This is a genomic window from Serratia sp. G204Y, from assembly GCF_051172435.1.
Classification (GTDB): domain Bacteria; phylum Pseudomonadota; class Gammaproteobacteria; order Enterobacterales; family Enterobacteriaceae; genus Serratia; species Serratia sarumanii.
In genome coordinates this window covers 219,571-236,505 of record NZ_JBPIZA010000005.1, presented here as the reverse complement: position 1 = coordinate 236,505, position 16,935 = coordinate 219,571, and the positions used below count along the sequence as shown (strand labels likewise).

Below are 16,935 nucleotides of genomic sequence, written 5' to 3'. Positions count from 1 at the left end.
TTCCGCCGGCATTGAGCCGGTGTCCACTAAACGAACAGCGCATTTTGCATGCAGCATGAGCAATCTTTGCTCAGCCGATGAGTGCCCGCAGGGAGGGAATACTTAGGATTCAGGAGGGATACAGCGAAGGAAAAGGCTCACTGCAGCAGGAAAAACCCCAGCTCACTGGCTCGCCACGCCATTACGAATAACAACTCAACACTTTGAATTATATGAAAAAAAATAAATTATGATAAGCTGATTTCATAATTTCACTTTTAATTTCATATTTTCAAAACGCCCTCTGCTTCTAATATCATGTTATTTCACCTTCCCAGGACGCATTTTAGGGCTATTCTAGGCAACGAATACTTGATCCCAGAGACATAAGACGAACGCAGACCAGCGTCGACACGAGAACAACTGATGAAAACCCAGCGGTTTTTCTTTTCCCTGGGTTGGCGTTTTTATGGAATGATAAATAAGACTTTATCGGATTTATACCTAAACGAGTTAATTATAAACACACGCAAGCTTTCATTGGGACTTTCATGGAAAGAAATACGCCCGTAGCCTTTACCTGATGTGCTACCGAATTCTAAACGGGCATTTAAATAATGCGGTATCTTTGGCCCGCACACCTTTTAATTACATTTAATTCGTGAAGCTTACTTATAAGAAAGAGGCAGCCTGGTTGCTATAAGCCGCCCTTCTGCAGCCGTATTTCTGGGTATTATTCTCATTATACTGGAGCTTATTAATGAATCAGCGTTTGGATATCATCGGTATTGGCCTTGGCCCGTCGAATCTCAGCCTGGCGGCCTTAGGGAGTGAAATAGAGGGATTTACGGGGCAATTCCTGGAACGCAAACCCCATTTCTCCTGGCACCCAGGGATGATCCTGGCGGATTGCAGCATGCAGACCAACTTTTTAAAAGACCTGGTGAGCGCGGTTGCCCCAACCAACCGGTACAGCTTTCTCAACTATCTGGTAACAAACAGGAAGTTCTACCGTTTCCTGACCACGGAGCAGCGCACCGCATCGCGTGAAGAGTTCGCCGATTACCTCTCCTGGGCCGCCGGCGGCATGCGCTCATTAGCATTTAATCAAGACGTTCAACGGGTCGAGTTTGACGATCGGCAGCGTCAGTTTGTGGTGACCACCTCGAATAAGGTCTTCCACGCCAGGCACGTCAGCATTGGGATTGGCAAGAAAATAAAGTTGCCTGATTGCGTGACGGCGCAAAGCGATCGCTGTTTCCATGCCAGCGAAATGATGCTGCGCAACCCCGATCTGACAGGCAAACGCGTGGCGATCGTCGGCGGCGGCCAGAGCGGCGCCGACCTGTTCCTGAATATTTTTAAAGGGGAATGGGGGCAACCGGAACAGCTCGACTGGATATCGCGCCGCAACAATTACAACGCGCTCGATGAAGCGGCCTTTGCCAACGAATATTTCACGCCCGATTACGTCGAGAGCTTTTACTCGCTGGATAGCGCGGCCAAGCGGCATATGCTGGCCGAACAGAAGATGACCTCAGACGGCATCACCAGTGAGTCGCTGCTGGCGATTTATCGTGCCATGTACCACCGCTTCGACGTCCTGCGCGAGAAATTATGGGTGCGCCTGCTGCCCAGCCGTTCGCTGACGGCCGTGAAACACACGCTGGATAACGCCTACCAACTCGAAACGCGCCATCATCTCGATCACGGCGAAGAAGCCTTCAAGGCGGACGTGGTGATCTTTGCCACCGGTTACCAATCGGCAACGCCAGAGTTCCTTGAGCCTTTGGCCCACCGTTTGCTGACCACTGCGGATGGCGAATACCGCATCGCCCCCGACTTTACCTTTGAGTGGGAAGGCCCTGCGGAGAACTGCTTATTCGCCATGAACGCCAGTATGCATAATCACGGCATTGCCGATCCGCAGTTGAGCCTGATGGCGTGGCGATCGGCCCGTATTCTTAATCGCGCTTTAGAACAACAGCCGTTTGATCTGAGTACAACGCCGAGTGCACTTCAATGGCGAAGTGAAGGTGTCTCTCCCACGTTTTAACCGCGAGCACGCCTTAATCATTATCACAGCGCTATGATGGAATGACGTATATGAAAAGACAAATTATTAAATTTATTATAAAGCAGCTGGCCGTATTGGCCCCCGAATTCAAGGCCAGATTGCTCTACAAAAAAGCGTTTGGCAAACCGTTAAACTTGCAGGCGCCGTCCACCTGGAATGAAAAGATCAATCACCTGAAGTTGAATGGCTATAGTCACAATGCGTTGGTAAAGCAATGCGCAGATAAATATGCGGTGAGAGAGTACATCAAAGAAAAGGGGTGCGAAGAGATCCTGAATGAATTGTACTTTGCCTGCGATTCAGTAAACGATATTCCGTGGGACACGTTGCCGGACAAATTTGTGATCAAAGGGAATCACGGTTCCGGGTATAACCTGATTTGCCAGAATAAAAAATTGCTGAATATCACGAGCGCCAAAAAATTGATCGACGGCTGGATGAAAGACGATTATTGGAAAACCTATGTAGAACTCAACTACAAAGGGATACAAAAAAAGATCATTGGCGAGAAGTATATCGAATCGGCCAATGGTCACGGGCCTGAAGACTATAAGATCTATTGCTTCCGCGGCGTGCCTTACTGCACCTTACTGTGTGTCGGCAGGGATACCGGGTCGCCGAAGTATTACTTCTTTGATAAAGATTTCAAGTTTCTGTGCTACAGCGATGACTGTCTGGCCTTGAGCCAGGAAGAAATAGACGCCTTCGTGAAGCCAGAGGGTTACGATGAGCTGTTTGAGTACGCCTCGCGCTTGTCCGCGCCCTTCGAGTTTGTTCGCGTTGATTTCTACATCTCGCAAGGCCGAATCATTTTTGGCGAGCTGACCTTTACCCCTTCCGCCGGGCTGGATACGGATATCCTGCCGCCGACCGATGTTTTGCTTGGCGAGATGCTGACGCTGCAACAGCACTGATTTTCACCTGGCCCCACGGTGAAGATCGGCAATACCGGCCGGCATGTTCGCGGCCTGCCGGCCGGTATTGCCCTGAGGGTTATCGGGCCGCCGATCTCGCCGGTTCATGCCGCCGTTACAGCAAAACCCCTGCCGGCAATCCCTGGCAGCCCACGCCCGGCCCAAGAACAATACCTCAGCCAGACCACATAACCATTTGAAAAATAATGGCATTAAACGATTAATAAGAATCACTTACATATTTATAATAAAATGTTCTATATGTATAGGAAGCTATAATATAAGATACCGGAAAGTTTCCCTGGTGTTGTTGTGTGTCTTTGCCCTATTTTATAGGGCTTTTTTTGCTCAAAATCGTTGATAACCGTGTGTTTTCATCCGCCCTCGCCGTTTCTCCCCGCATAAAAATCATAACCATTTCTAATTAATGATAATCCTTCTTATTCCTGACTTACCAATAATAACAATGAGTTGCTATTAACCCGGCAAAGCAACTGGCGGCGCGCTTCCGGGTTCCGCGGTCGGAATGTCCACCCTAAAGGTAGGTTTTTGCCTGACGCGAACGGATGCTACTATCGGCCTTTTTCGAGGATGTTGATCCGCATGTTCTTGTCCAACCGGCATTTTATCTCCGCGCTTCTGGCGCTCGCCATCGGCCTTTGGCTGCCGGGCTCCGTGCTGGCCAGGCCCGATTTGGAACGCAAGATCGGCACTACCGTAGCCGATAGCGATTCTGCGGATTATCGTTTCAGCGATCTGCGCTTCACCTCCGCCGATGGCCAACGGCATTACCGTGTGCGCATCGCCCAGCCGCGTCGGGCGCCTGCGCCTGGCGGCTATCCAACGGTTTATTTCCTCGACGGCAATGCGGTGCTGATGGAGTTGAACGCCGCCTTACTGGCCAAATTGGCAGCGGCGAAGCGGCCGCCGGTGCTGGTGATGATCGGTTATGACAACGATCTGCGCATCGATGCCGCCGGCCGCGCCTACGACTATACGCTCCCTCTGCCGGCAGGCATGAAGAAAGCGCCGCGGGCCGGCGGGGGCGCGGATGCGTTCCTGCAATTGATTGAAACTCGGATCAAACCGGCGATCGCCGCCAAACTGGTGGTCGATCCTCAGCGGCAAACGCTGTGGGGCCACTCCTACGGCGGGCTTTTCGTTCTGCACACGCTGTTCACCCATCCCGCCACCTTCCAGCGCTACATCGCCGTGGAACCCTCACTGTGGTGGGGCAACGGTATGATCCTGCAAGAAGCGCAGCAGATGACGGAACGACGTGCGGTGCCGGCGACAAGGCTGCAACTGTGGGTTGGCCTGGCAGAACGCGATCGCGCGGCTCCGCCCGGCGTGAAGAGCCCCACTCTGCCGGCGGATGCAACGCATTTGCTGGCCGAACAGCTGGCGCAGCTCGGCGGTCTCACCGTCGGCTATCGGGAGTGGCCCGCCTTAGGGCACGGCGCCATGCTGGGCGCGGCCATCGAGCCGGCGCTGAGCAGCGTCATCGCAGAGGATTGAATCCGCGGATTGGAAGGTATCGGCCACATTTTCATCTGCGGCACATATCTTCTGATGAGAAGAGTGTTTACTATCTGAGACGGTGAAGGGTGGTCGCGGATGGGGGCGTCAAAAAACAAAGTGGCTCCCCCGTCGGCAAGTGAGCTTGCTCTATCCGGTGGAGCCATACAGTACTGCAGTTTTCCCGGTGGGGCCCTGGTGAGGCGCAAGTAGGAAAAGATGGTGTTGGCAGGGCATTTCAGCGTTTTAATACCGCCTGTTCACTATTTTCTTCTCCCTGTGACGCCTACTATAAGCGCCCGCTCACCGGGTGGAAAAGGGTGAAAACCACCCTTGAAATACATTAATTAAAGTGATATTAGAAGCGGTTGGAGCGAAAGCGCCTAGTTCGGTTTTGAATAATTAAATCAGGGAATTATATTAAAAATGAATATTAATATCACCGACAAACCCAACCCGCAGGATGAAGAGTTCGTTATCGACAGCCTTTGGGCGCACAATCACAAAACCCAGCCCGTAGACATTCACCCGCTGTTCCTGACCGTCACCGACGACAACCAGCAGATCGTCGGCGGCCTGGTCGCACGCACCTGGTGGGGCGGCCTGGAAGTGCAGTATCTGTGGGTCGGCGATCAGTGCCGCAAAAGCGGATACGGCCGCCAATTGATGGAGCTGGCCGAAGAAGAAGCCCGCAAGCGCGGTTGCCATATGGCCTATGTCGATACCTTCGATTTCCAGGCCAGAGGCTTCTACGAAAAACTGGGCTACCGGGTCTACGGCGAGCTGGGCGACTATGCGCATCGCCACACCCGCCATTACCTGGCTAAAAGCCTGTAACGCAGCCTGAGCGGCACAGAGGTGGGTATGGGTTCATCGCATAAAAATAATGAATCTTATTTTAAGGGCCTCATCACCATGATGGAGCACCTGAGCGAACCCTGGGGCATCAAAGATCAGCTGTCCCGCCACCTCTATATGAACCGCGCCGCTTATCTCTATACCAATACGCCGCTGAATTTCGACGTCGCCGGTAAATATGACCACGAATTCCCCGCCGACTGGGCCGACTCCGCCGCCGACTTTATCGAGCATGACAAGATGACCGAAGCGGCGCGCGATCGGGTCACGGTCATAGAAACACACTACTGGTACGGCAAAGACAGCCTGACGCCGTTTATCAGCGAAAAGCTGCCGGTGTACAATGATGACAAACAGGTGATTGGCGTGATCTGGAACGCCAAGCCGATGAACAGCCTGTCGCCGCTGAAATACATCAATCAGCAAAAACCCAGCGTGCTGACCACAGAAGTCAATAACGAGCTGTTCACCCGTGCCGAACTCGATGTCATTTTCCTTATGCTGCAACGATTTACGGTGAAAGAGATCGCCAAAATCTATAACGTCAGCAATAAGACCATCGAAAACCGCATTTATAACATCTACCAGAAGGCCAACGTGCATACTCAGCAGCAATTTGAGGAATACTGCAAATACGCCAATCTGGATAACTACATTCCCGATCGCCTGATAACCAAAGGCATTCAGTTTATTTGAACCGCAAGGAAGATCTCACCGTGATAAAGATCGAAGATTATCCGCTCACCCGGGTGCCGCAGGATAAACGAGTTTCGTTTTTAAGCGTGGCCATCGTACATATGGGCATGTTGACCGCGCTGGACCAGTTCATGCTCGGCGCCGTGCTCGGCAACTCCATGACGCTGATTGACGCCTTCACCGCCATTTTCGTCGGCAGCCTAATCTTCGGCGTGGTGACCTACGGCCTGGGGCTGGCGGGGATGCGCGAAGGCATTTCCGGCAGCCTGCTGGCGCGCTGGTGCGGCTTCGGCCGTCTGGGCTCGGTGCTGATCGGCGTGGTGGTGGCCGTCAGCCTGCTGGGTTGGTTCGGCATTCAGAACGCCATTTTCGCCAAGTCGCTCGACTTCGCGCTCGGCAATAAGCTGGGCTTCGGCCTGGCCGCCGGGCTCTCGGGCACGCTGCTGACCATCCTGGTGGCATTCGGCTTCAAGGCGCTGCGCATCGCCGCCCGTATCGCGGTGCCGATGTTCATCATGCTGGTGGCCTATATTTCGGTGACCGCGCTTTCCGGCCATAACCTGCAGGAGATCATCCAGCTGGCGCCGCCGGGTGAACCGCTGACCATCAGCGCCGGCATCACCATCGTCGTCGGCGGCGCCATCGTGGCCAGCCTGATGACCCCCGATCTGACTCGTTACTCCAAAAACGGCAAGCACGTGCTCGGCGTCACGCTCTTCACCATCATCGCCGGCGAGTTCGTGGTGAACGGCCTGGCGATCCTGATCGCCAAAACCCTGGGCACCGCCGATGTGGTCACCATCATGTCACAAGCGGCCGGCGGCGCCGGTTTGCTGGTGGTGGTGTTCTCCACCCTGCGCGTCAACGATCTCAACCTGTACTCTTCTTCGCTGGGCATCGTCAACGCGGTGGAAGGCATCACCGGCAAAAAGCTGAAGTACACCTACACCACGTTGGTGATCGGCATTCTTGGCACCACGCTGTCGGTGCTGGGCATTCTTGACCGCTTTGTCGACTTCCTGACGGTGCTTGGCGTGGTCTTCCCGCCGATTATCGGCATCATGCTGGTGGACTATTACCTGCTGCGCAGCCACCGCAAGATCCTGGACGAGAGCCGCCGTACCGGCCAGCTGCCGAGCGAAACGCCGACCATCGGCTGGGCGGCAATCGTCGCCAGCATCGTCGGCGGCGCCGTTGGCCTGGCGACCGAATGGGGCGTGCCGACCATCAACTCTCTGGTGGCCGCCAGCCTGCTGTATTGGGTGCTCAAACTGGCCTTCAGCCGGGCGCAAAAACCGCTGGCCTCACAGAAATCGCTCTGATTTTCGCGCACGCGTTATTGCACTCCTCCGGTAACGGGGGAGTGTTTGATGCTCGAAAAGGGAGATTCAGTGCAAAAGAATAGGCCGATCGCGTAGACAAACGGCCGTGGTAGTTAGGGTCCCTGGTGTCGGTAGCAAGCTATCCATTATGCTCAGAGTGTGGCAACGCCCCCTCTGGGCTTTTTATTATAAAAATTGTTGGCTTCCGTGTTTGATCATAAAGAAAAACTTCAGCTTGCATGAACAGTAGCCCATGAAATCGGTTTTGGTCAACATAAAAGTAAACATAAAACCGGCTTTTGTGTTCACTTTTCCATAAGCAAAACCTAATCAATTGATTTACACGGCTTTATCTTTCGCACAGAGAAAGCAGGCCATCCCCGCTGACATCACTGCGCTAAACGGCTGACGAGAAACAATAATTACCGCCAATAATCAGCCTGTTACCCGCGCGTCCGCGCCTTTTTATCTGGACAACGCCAGTGCGTAGGATATAGTGAAGCCTGCGTAATGTTTGTAAGGACAGCCAATGAAAACCACCAACGCACAGCGCAAAATCAACATCATTAAAAATATTGAATATCTGATGCGTACCCGCGGTGAAACCAAGGCTTCCTTTTCCAATCGCAGCGGCCTGACGCGCACGACTCTCTACAAAATTCTTGACGGAAGAGTGAACAACGTTCAGCAATCCACCGTGAATCGGATCTCCGATTTCTTCGGTGTCTCCTGTGAAGAGATCGAAGACTACGATCTGGAAAAGCTGGAGCTGCTCAACGAGACGCTGTCCACCGAGGGCAACAAGAACCCTTCCGCCATTCCGGTGATCCCGCAGTCGCGCTATCTGGCCGTCTCGCAGCGCAAGATCGGGCAACTGGTCACCGAGTTTCCTCTGACTTATTTCTTCGGCGATGAGTCGAACATGTTGGCAATGAAAATAGAGACCGAAATTAAAGGGTCATTTATTCCCGGCGAGATCATCATCATAAAACGTCCGCCGGTACTGATTTGCGATTCGCCTTTGCTGTATCACTCGGGAAAAAGCGGCTTCTTTGTGGTTGACGACAAAGACAGCGAAAGCATGGACAAACGCCCTCAGGACACCGTGCAATTCCTGGGTTACATCGTTGGAGAAAGGTTATAAATGGAACCGAATCAGAAGTTCAAGCTGTTGGGCTTCACCCGGCATGGCACCATCGCGGCCAATGTCATGGTATTGGCCACCGGCAAAACCATTACCATGGGGCTGAATGAGCTGGCAGACAGCGAAATATCGGAAGATCTGAGCCGGCACGAGCTGCAGGCGCTGTACCGCAAACTCTATGGCGACAACCAACAAAAAACCGCCTACGAGCTCAGCGATCGCCATGAACGATCCTGGTACGCCTACCTGATTATTACCGTGGCGCTCAGCGTGATTTACATTTTCTCAACGCTGTGCGGCGTCAAGCCGATCCAAATCCCGGTGCTGAATCTCATCACGCCGCCGGCGATCTTCATCTACCCGCTCACGTTCATTCTGGTGGACATTCTCAACGAATTCTACGGGTTGCGGCTGGCCAGGCGCACCATCATCATCTCGTTTATCGCCAACCTGACCTTCGTCCTGGGAGTTTGGGTGACGACGCTGGTGCCGAGCATTCCGCAGTGGGAGTACAGCGAGACCTACAACGGCATCGTACACAGCATCATGGCGGTGCTGGTGGCCTCGTCGGCGGCCTATCTGATCTCCGAGAACGTCAACTCCTACCTGCTCTGCAAAATCAAAGAGTTGACCAACTCCCGCTACCTGTTTGTGCGCGTGATCACCAGTACCGTAGTGGCTTCGGCCATCGACAGCGTGGTGTTCTGTACGCTGGCGTTCTACAACGTGCTGAGCTGGGACATCATCAAAACCATGATCCTGTCGCAGTTCCTGATCAAGGTGGTTTACGCCCTTCTGGGCGTCGGGCCGATCTACGCCACCCGCAGTCTGTTTAACCGCTACATCAATACCGAACAAGCAAAGGGCAATGAATATGCATATCCAAAAGCAAGATAAGATCACCCATCTTGGCGCCAACTCCGATTATCCGGATCAATATGCTCCCGCATTGCTTGAAGCCTTGCCGCGCGCGCGCGGCCGCGATCTGATCGGCGTGGACGAGCGGCAGCTGCCGTTCAGCGGCTTTGATCTGTGGACCGCCTTCGAGCTGTCCTGGCTCAACGCCAAGGGCAAGCCGGTGGTAGGCATCGGCGAATTTACCTTCCCGCACTCCTCGTCGAACCTGATCGAGTCCAAATCGTTCAAGCTGTATCTCAACAGCTTCAACCAAACGCGCTTCGACAGCGTGGAACAGGTGAGCGCCGCCATGCAGCAAGATCTGTCGCAGGCGGCCAACGGCCAGGTCACCGTCAAACTCTATCCGGGGCTGGAAGGTTACCCGGCGCAGATCGATCGCCTGCCGGGCATCAACATCGACGATCTGGATATCGCGGTCGACGACTTCGCCTTCAAACCGGAATACCTGAGCGGCGCGGCCGAGAGAGGGGAACCGGTGGCGGAGACGCTGTCTTCCAATCTGCTGAAATCCAACTGCCTAGTCACCAACCAGCCGGACTGGGGCAGCGTGGTGATCCGCTATGAAGGCCGCAAAATCGATCGCGAAAACCTGCTGCGCTACCTGATCTCCTTCCGCCAGCACAACGAATTCCACGAGCAGTGCGTCGAGCGCATTTTCAACGACATCAAGCAGAGCTGCCGCCCGGAAAAACTCAGCGTGTTCGCGCGCTACACCCGCCGCGGCGGCCTGGACATCAACCCCTTCCGCAGCGATTTCGAAACGGCGCCGGCGCTCGGACGCCTGATCAGACAGTAAGCGTTATCCCCCAATGCTCCCGCCGGGGAGCATTGTTTCCCTCGCATTCATCTCCCTGTTATTTTTCGCCATTATCGTCGTCAGCGGCTATCTTCAAAGCACACTGACGGAGATTAACGACGCATGCCTGACCTTTCACGCAGAGACATCCTGCGGGCTGCCGCCATCGGATCGGCTTTCTCACTGTTGCCCGCCTCGATTCGCAAAGCGCTGGCCATTCCCGCCAATAACCGCACCGGCACCCTGCGCGACGTCGCACACGTGGTGATCCTGATGCAGGAGAATCGCTCTTTCGACCACTACTTCGGCACCTTGCCTGGCGTGCGCGGCTTCAGCGATCGCTTCACCATTCCACTGCCCGGCGATCGCCACGTCTGGCAGCAGCAGGGCGCCGAGCGGCTGGTGCTGCCCTACCACCTGGACAGCAAACGCGGCAACGCCCAGCGCGTCACCGGCACGCCGCACTCGTGGGTGGATGAGCAAGCCGCCTGGGATCACGGCCGCATGAGCGCCTGGCCCACCTACAAAACGCCGGCCTCGATGGGCTACTATCGCCAGCAGGAGCTGCCGTTCCAGTTCGCGCTGGCCAACGCCTTTACCCTGTGCGACGCCTATCACTGCTCCATTCACGCCGGTACTAACACCAACCGGCTGTTCCACTGGACCGGCACCAACGGCCCGTCCGCCGCCGACGTGGCGGTGGTGGTCAACGAGTGGGACAGCCCCGGCCCGGCGGAGATTGGCTACCAGTGGACAACCTATCCGGAACGGCTGGAGGCAAACGGCGTCAGCTGGAAGGTGTATCAATTCCTGCCGGACAACTTTACCGACAACCCGCTGGCGGGTTTTCGCCAATACCGCGCCGCCAGCATTCAGGTGGGCAATCCGGCGCGACCGCCGAAAGACTTCAACGCCTTCGTGCCCTACAGCGATGCGCTCAACGAGGCCGCGCCGCTGTACAAGGGCAACGGCAACACCCTGCCGGCCGCCGACGGCAACGATCTGGACGCCATGCTGGCCGGATTCCGCGCCGACGTGCAGCAGGGCAAACTGCCGCAGGTCAGCTGGATCATCGCGCCGGCGGCCTATTCGGAACACCCCGATCCCTCCAGCCCGGTGCAGGGCGGCTGGTTCACCCAAGAGATCCTCAACGCGCTGACCGACAACCCGGAGGTGTGGAGTAAAACCGTCCTGCTGGTCAACTACGACGAAAACGACGGCTTTTTTGACCATATGCCTTCGCCTTCCGCGCCGTCGCTGCGCGAAGACGGCAGCTTCGCCGGTAAATCGACCGTGCCGTTCGACACCGAGATCTTCCAGCACGTGGCCCCGCCCGGTTCGCAGGATCAACCGCCGCCGGACGGCCGCATCTACGGCCCCGGCCCACGGGTGCCGATGCTGGTGCTGTCGCCCTGGAGCCGCGGCGGCTGGGTCAACTCGCAGGTCTTCGATCACACCTCGGTGCTGCAATTTTTGGAAAAGCGCTTTCAGGTGCATGAACCCAACATCAGCGCCTGGCGCCGCGCCGTGTGCGGCGATCTCACCTCGGCGTTCAACTTTGTCGATCCTAACGGCGAAGCGCTGCCGAGCCTGCCCGCCACCAGCCGCCACGCCGCCGACGGCCTGCGCCTGCGCCAGGAACAGCTGCCGCAGGTGCCGCTGCCATCCCTCGCCCACCAGCGTTTGCCCCACCAACGCCGCCTGGCGCGCCCTTCCCGCGCGTTGCCCTACCAGCTGCACGTCGAAGCCACCGTCGCGGCCGAGCAGCGCCGCGTGACGCTGAACCTGTTCAATACCGGCGAGCAGGGAGCGGTGTTTCACGTCTACGATCGGCGGGATCTGACGCAGATCCCGCGCCGTTTTACCGTCGAGGCGGGTAAGGCGGTCAGCGACGACTGGCTGGCGAAGAATGAGTACCATCTGTGGTTGCTCGGCCCCAACGGCTTTCATCGCGAGCTGCGCGGCACCCTGAGCCGGCCGCAGCCGGAGGTGCGTTTGCGCCCGACGGGCCGCAGCCTGCTGCTGCAGCTGAACAATCCGGGCACCGAAGCGATAGCGGTCACCCTCGAACGCTGCCCCTACACGCAGCAAGGGCCGTGGCCTATCACGCTGCCGGCGGGCGGCAACCACCAGCAAGCGTTTGACGCCCGCGCCAGCGGCGGTTGGTATGACCTTACGCTGCAAGGCGCCGACGGCTGGCTGCGCCGCCTGGCGGGGCGGCTGGAGGATGGCGAACACAGCGTCAGCGACCCGCTGATGGGCCAGGGGTAATCGATCGGCATCAAGGGAGTTCAAAAAGCGAAAGGATATCGCTTATCATTGCGTTCTCGTTCCCAGCCGATTACCCAAGGATCTTCATGCCCGCTGTTCTTATCGCCAAAGCCGGCCGCTGGTTGGCCGCCTGCGTTTTGCTGTTGGCCGGCGCCGCTCAAGCCGCGCCTATCGTCGTCACCGATGTCGCCGGCCGTCAGGTCACCCTGCCGCAACCGGCCAAACGCGTTCTTCTGGCCGATGCCCGCGCGCTACTGGCGCTGAATATTCTGCACCCGCAGCAGCCGCTGAAAAACATCATCGCCTGGGACAACTCGCTGAAGGTCAAAGCACCGGATCTGGTTGAGGCCTATGCGAAAAAATTTCCGCAGGTCATGCAAATCCCTACCTTCGACAACCCCTACACCAGTGATTTCAGCGTGGAAAGCGCGGTGGTGCGCCAACCGGACCTGATCATTTTCGACATCGGTCTGCTGAGCAAATTGAAAGACAGCGGCGTACTGACCCAGTTGGAAAAAGTCGGCATCCCGGTGCTGATCATCGATTTTCGCCAGCAGCCGCTGACCAACACCGTCGCCAGCATGGCGCTGTTGGGTAAAGTGTTTGACGAGCAGCCCAACGCCGACGCCTTTATTCGCCTCTATCAGCAGCGCCTCGAGCTGGTGCGCCAGCGCGTCGCCACGCTGAAACCGGAGCAGCGCCCCAGCGTCTTCATCGAGCGCAGCGCCGGCATCAAAGGCGAGCAGTGCTGCAACACCTTCGGCAAAGGCAGCTTCGGGCAGTTCATCGATACCGCCGGCGGCAACAATATCGGCAGCAAGCTGTTTTCAGACATGGGCGGTGAAGTGAACGTCGAGCAGGTGATCAGCAGCAACCCGGATTTCTATCTGCTGACCGGCGCCGACTGGAGCCGCGGGCATCGCGGCACGCTGGCGGTGCCGCTGGGTTACGCTACCGATATGGCCACCAGCCAAAAGAAACTGGCGCATTTGCTGGATCGCACCGGCATTAACGTGCTGAAAGCGGTGAAAGAAAAACGCGTGATGGCGATTTACCATCAATTTTACGACACGCCGCTCAACTTTATCGCGGTTGAGGCGATCGCCAAATTCCTGCACCCGACGCTGTTTAAAGATATTGATCCGCAAGCGGATATCGAAATGGTGCATCAGAAATTCACCGCGCTGGATTACAGCGGCGTCTTCTGGCTTACGCCGCAATAACCCCCGCCAGGGCCCGCCAGCCGGGCCCTGTTTCCCGCATTCATTATTTAGTTACCCACTTAACTATCCCGTAACAATTCTATTTACTTGCCAATAATTATCATTAAGATTGTCTTTTCTAAAAAAACACATCCGGGTCTGAAACTCTTAAGGCATTATTATGTCACCTCTTTTTCGGCTTTCCCTGCTGACGGCTGCCATCGCCGTCGCGTTCCCTGTCCTTGCTACTGATAATTCATCTCAGAACGATACCGATACCGTGACCGTCGTCGGCAACTGGCTGGACAACCCTGATACCAGTTCGGTGCTGCTCAACCATCCGGGCGCGCGTTCCATCGTCACCCAGCAGCAGATGCACGAACAGGGCGACCAAACCATCGCCGACAGCCTGCGCGGCGTACCCGGCGTGCAGGTGCGCGACAGCAACGGCACCGGCGGCAGCGACATCTCGCTCAACGTCGGCGTGCGCGGCCTGACTTCGCGTCTTTCTCCGCGCTCCACCATTTTGATGGACGGCGTCCCGCTGGCGGTCGCGCCTTACGGCCAGCCGCAGCTGTCGATGGCCCCGCTGTCTATCGGTAATCTGCAATCGGTGGACGTGGTGCGCGGCGGCGGCGCGGTGCGCTACGGGCCGCAGAACGTCGGCGGCGTGATCAACTTCGTTACCCGAGACATTCCCAAAACGTTTGGCGGCACCGCCAGCGTACAAACCCAGGGCGCCAGCCACGGCGGCCTGAAGACCCTGACCAGCGCCTCCGTGGGCGGCACCGCAGACAACGGCCTCGGCGCCGAGCTGCTCTACTCCGGCCTGCACGGCCAGGGCTACCGCGACAACAACGACAACACCGACATCGACGATTTCATGCTGAAAACGCGTTATGCGTTCAGCGATCGCGACGAGCTGCTGGCCAATTTCCACTACTACGACGCCAAAGCCGGCATGCCGGGCGGGCTGAGTGCCGCGCAATACGCGCAAAACCCGTTCCAATCCACGCGGCCGTGGGACCAGTTCGAAGGCCGCCGCAAGGATATGTCGTTCAAGTATAAACATCAGGAAGACGACAAACAGTTCGAAGTGTTGACCTACTTCACCGACAGTTATCGCGGCAGCAACATCGAATCGGAAGGCACCGGCAAAAACGCGGGCCAGCGGCGCATGGTCTCCTATCCGCGTCACTATTCAACCTGGGCTATCGAACCAAGCTATTCGCAGGTCTTCCGCTTCTGGGATATGGCGCACGAGATCACCCTCGGTTACCGTTACCTGAATGAAACCATGGACGAAAAGGCGTCGCGTTCGGCCTGGTATAACCCGGCGGATATCGGCTCGACGCCGGAGACCCCGGACTATTACCAGCACACCTCCGGCGGCACCGCGGCCAACGCGTTCTATATCGACGACACCATCAACGTCGGCAACTGGACGGTCACGCCGGGCCTGCGTTATGAAAGCATCCGCACCCACGTGGACGATGCCTTCAACAACATCAGCCGCGAGAAAAGCTACAGCGAACCGCTGCCGTCCTTGAACGTGATGTACCACCTGTCCGATTCCTGGAAGCTGTTCGCCAACGCCAACACCTCGTTCGGCAGCATGCAGTATTTCCAGCTGACCAAAGGCGGCAACGGCAACCAGCCGGCGCCGGGGCTGACGGCAGAGAAAGCGCATACCTATGAATTCGGCACCCGCTACGACGATACCGTGGTCAAAGCCGAAGCCACGCTGTTCTATATCGACTTCGATAATCAGCTGCAATACATCAGCAACGACGTGGGCTGGACCAATATGGGCGCCACCAAGCACAAAGGTATCGAGCTGGCGCTCAGCTACGATCTCAGCGAGCTGAACCGGGCGCTCGACGGCGCCAGCGTCTATACCAGCTATACCTACACCAAGGCCAGCACCGATAAGGGCGACTTCGCCGGTAAAGACCTGCCGTTCTACTCGCGCCAGGTCTATACCGTCGGCACGCGCTACGCCACCGGCAGCTGGGTATGGAATCTGGACGGCTACGCGCAGTCCAAACAGCATTCGCCGGGCACCGGGCCGGAGTACGTCACGCAGGAAAGCGCCGATGGTCAGTTCGGCGATATCGCCGGCTACATGGTGTGGAATATGCGCGGGGAATATAACTTCGGGCCTCAGCTGTCGAACCTGACGCTGGGCGCCGGGGTGAAAAACCTGTTCGATCAGCGTTACTTCACCCGCTCCAACGACAATAACTTCGGCAAGTACGTCGGCGAACCGCGCACCTTCTTCGTGCAGGGGGCGATCGCCTTCTGATACCGAGGCCCCGCCGGGGCCTCGGTATCACCGACAGTAAAGGCGAAACAGGCGCGCCAGGTGCGCGCCCATCGGCGTCAAAGTGGTGTCCTTGCGTTGGATAAGATAAAACGTCGCTTTCGGCAGACTCTCTTCCAGCTCGAGCGGCACCAAATGCTTGCCCAGAATCGGATCCGAAATCACGTCCACCGACAGAATGCTAACAAAATCGCTCTGCGCCACCAGGCTGGTACAAGCCATAAAGGTCTCGCAGGTCACGCTGATCGACGGCGCCATGCCCAAGTCCCCGAACAGATCGTGCAATAACCGGTAATAACTGCCTTTCGGTGTCGGCATGGTCCAGTCGCAGTGCTGCAGCTGTTTCAGCGAGGTCGCCCCCTCCATCGGATGCCCTTTGCGCACCACCACCCGATACTCTTTTTCCATCAGCCGTTCGTACTGCAACTCGTTGTCGAGGCTGCTGGGATAGTAGGTATTGACGGTAAAATCCAGCTCGCCCTGGCGCAGTTCAGGGATCATCGACACCAGCTGCCCCTCGACGATGCGCACCTTCACGTTGGGATACTCACGATGAAACTGCGTGACCACCTGCGGCATCACGGTGCGCGCAATGCTGCCACCAACGCCGATATTCACCGTGCCGCCCGCCAACCCCAGCCGCTGCTGGATATCTTCCTGCGCCACCCGCAGCTCTTCAAGGATCAGGCTGGCATGCTGGAAAAAGTTATCGCCGCAGTCGGTCAAGACCACACCCTGGCTACGGCGAATAAACAGCTTGGCGCCCAGCACCTCTTCCAGCTCCTGAATGGCCTTGGTCAGTGCAGGCTGGGAAAGGCGTGAGGTGCGGCTGGCGGCGCGGATGCTGCCCTGGCGGCTAACGTCCACAAATGCACGCAATTGGTGCAATTTTATCGAGGCTGGCATAGGCGAAAGGC

13 protein-coding genes are annotated in these 16,935 nt (G+C 56.8%); 12 read left to right on the top strand and 1 reads right to left on the bottom strand.

Translation table 11 applies throughout. The features are described from left to right. Window positions 1-739: 739 nt before the first annotated feature. From ACSBQQ_RS20725 to ACSBQQ_RS20670, 12 genes are all read left to right on the top strand, one after another. On the top strand, window positions 740-2,035 hold the full coding sequence (locus tag ACSBQQ_RS20725) for a lysine N(6)-hydroxylase/L-ornithine N(5)-oxygenase family protein (protein ID WP_060428890.1): 1,296 nt from the start codon (window positions 740-742) through the stop codon (window positions 2,033-2,035). 50 nt (window positions 2,036-2,085) lie between these two features. Beyond that, window positions 2,086-2,970 (top strand): ATP-grasp fold amidoligase family protein, encoded by an 885-nt coding sequence (locus ACSBQQ_RS20720; protein WP_033649093.1) that lies wholly within the window; start codon window positions 2,086-2,088, stop codon window positions 2,968-2,970. Window positions 2,971-3,573: 603 nt separating this feature from the next. After that, a complete protein-coding gene (locus ACSBQQ_RS20715; RefSeq protein WP_033649112.1) occupies window positions 3,574-4,488 on the top strand; it encodes an alpha/beta hydrolase in 915 nt (304 codons plus the stop codon). A gap of 426 nt (window positions 4,489-4,914) precedes the next feature. Next, complete coding sequence (locus tag ACSBQQ_RS20710; RefSeq protein WP_004937348.1) at window positions 4,915-5,325, top strand: GNAT family N-acetyltransferase; 411 nt, start codon at window positions 4,915-4,917, stop codon at window positions 5,323-5,325. Window positions 5,326-5,352: 27 nt separating this feature from the next. Beyond that, a complete protein-coding gene (locus tag ACSBQQ_RS20705; protein WP_033636032.1) occupies window positions 5,353-6,042 on the top strand; it encodes a helix-turn-helix transcriptional regulator in 690 nt (229 codons plus the stop codon). Window positions 6,043-6,062: 20 nt separating this feature from the next. Then, the gene (locus ACSBQQ_RS20700; RefSeq protein WP_033649111.1) at window positions 6,063-7,364 is read left to right on the top strand and encodes a cytosine permease; all 1,302 of its coding nucleotides are present in this window, start codon (window positions 6,063-6,065) and stop codon (window positions 7,362-7,364) included. A 529-nt stretch (window positions 7,365-7,893) separates the two neighbouring features. Beyond that, entirely contained in the window at window positions 7,894-8,508 is a 615-nt protein-coding gene (locus ACSBQQ_RS20695; RefSeq protein WP_033636033.1) for a helix-turn-helix domain-containing protein, read from the top strand. Next, window positions 8,509-9,405, top strand: a complete 897-nt coding sequence (locus ACSBQQ_RS20690) for a queuosine precursor transporter (RefSeq protein WP_004937338.1) — start codon at window positions 8,509-8,511, stop codon at window positions 9,403-9,405. Then, window positions 9,383-10,222 carry an NADPH-dependent 7-cyano-7-deazaguanine reductase QueF gene (queF, locus tag ACSBQQ_RS20685; RefSeq protein ID WP_060426846.1) on the top strand — a complete coding sequence of 280 codons (840 nt, stop codon included), beginning with the start codon at window positions 9,383-9,385 and terminating at the stop codon, window positions 10,220-10,222. The genes ACSBQQ_RS20690 and queF overlap by 23 nt, the downstream gene beginning before the upstream one ends. Before the next feature lie 123 nt (window positions 10,223-10,345). Next, the gene (locus ACSBQQ_RS20680; protein ID WP_060428888.1) at window positions 10,346-12,493 is read left to right on the top strand and encodes a phosphocholine-specific phospholipase C; all 2,148 of its coding nucleotides are present in this window, start codon (window positions 10,346-10,348) and stop codon (window positions 12,491-12,493) included. Window positions 12,494-12,579: 86 nt separating this feature from the next. Next, on the top strand, window positions 12,580-13,716 hold the full coding sequence (locus ACSBQQ_RS20675) for an ABC transporter substrate-binding protein (protein WP_060428887.1): 1,137 nt from the start codon (window positions 12,580-12,582) through the stop codon (window positions 13,714-13,716). A gap of 160 nt (window positions 13,717-13,876) precedes the next feature. After that, entirely contained in the window at window positions 13,877-16,000 is a 2,124-nt protein-coding gene (locus ACSBQQ_RS20670; RefSeq protein ID WP_060428885.1) for a TonB-dependent receptor family protein, read from the top strand. 27 nt (window positions 16,001-16,027) lie between these two features. On the opposite strand, the gene ACSBQQ_RS20665 is transcribed toward ACSBQQ_RS20670, so the two are convergent. Beyond that, window positions 16,028-16,924 carry a LysR family transcriptional regulator gene (locus tag ACSBQQ_RS20665; protein ID WP_025304273.1) on the bottom strand — a complete coding sequence of 299 codons (897 nt, stop codon included), beginning with the start codon at window positions 16,922-16,924 and terminating at the stop codon, window positions 16,028-16,030. Between the last annotated feature and the right edge of the window lie 11 nt (window positions 16,925-16,935).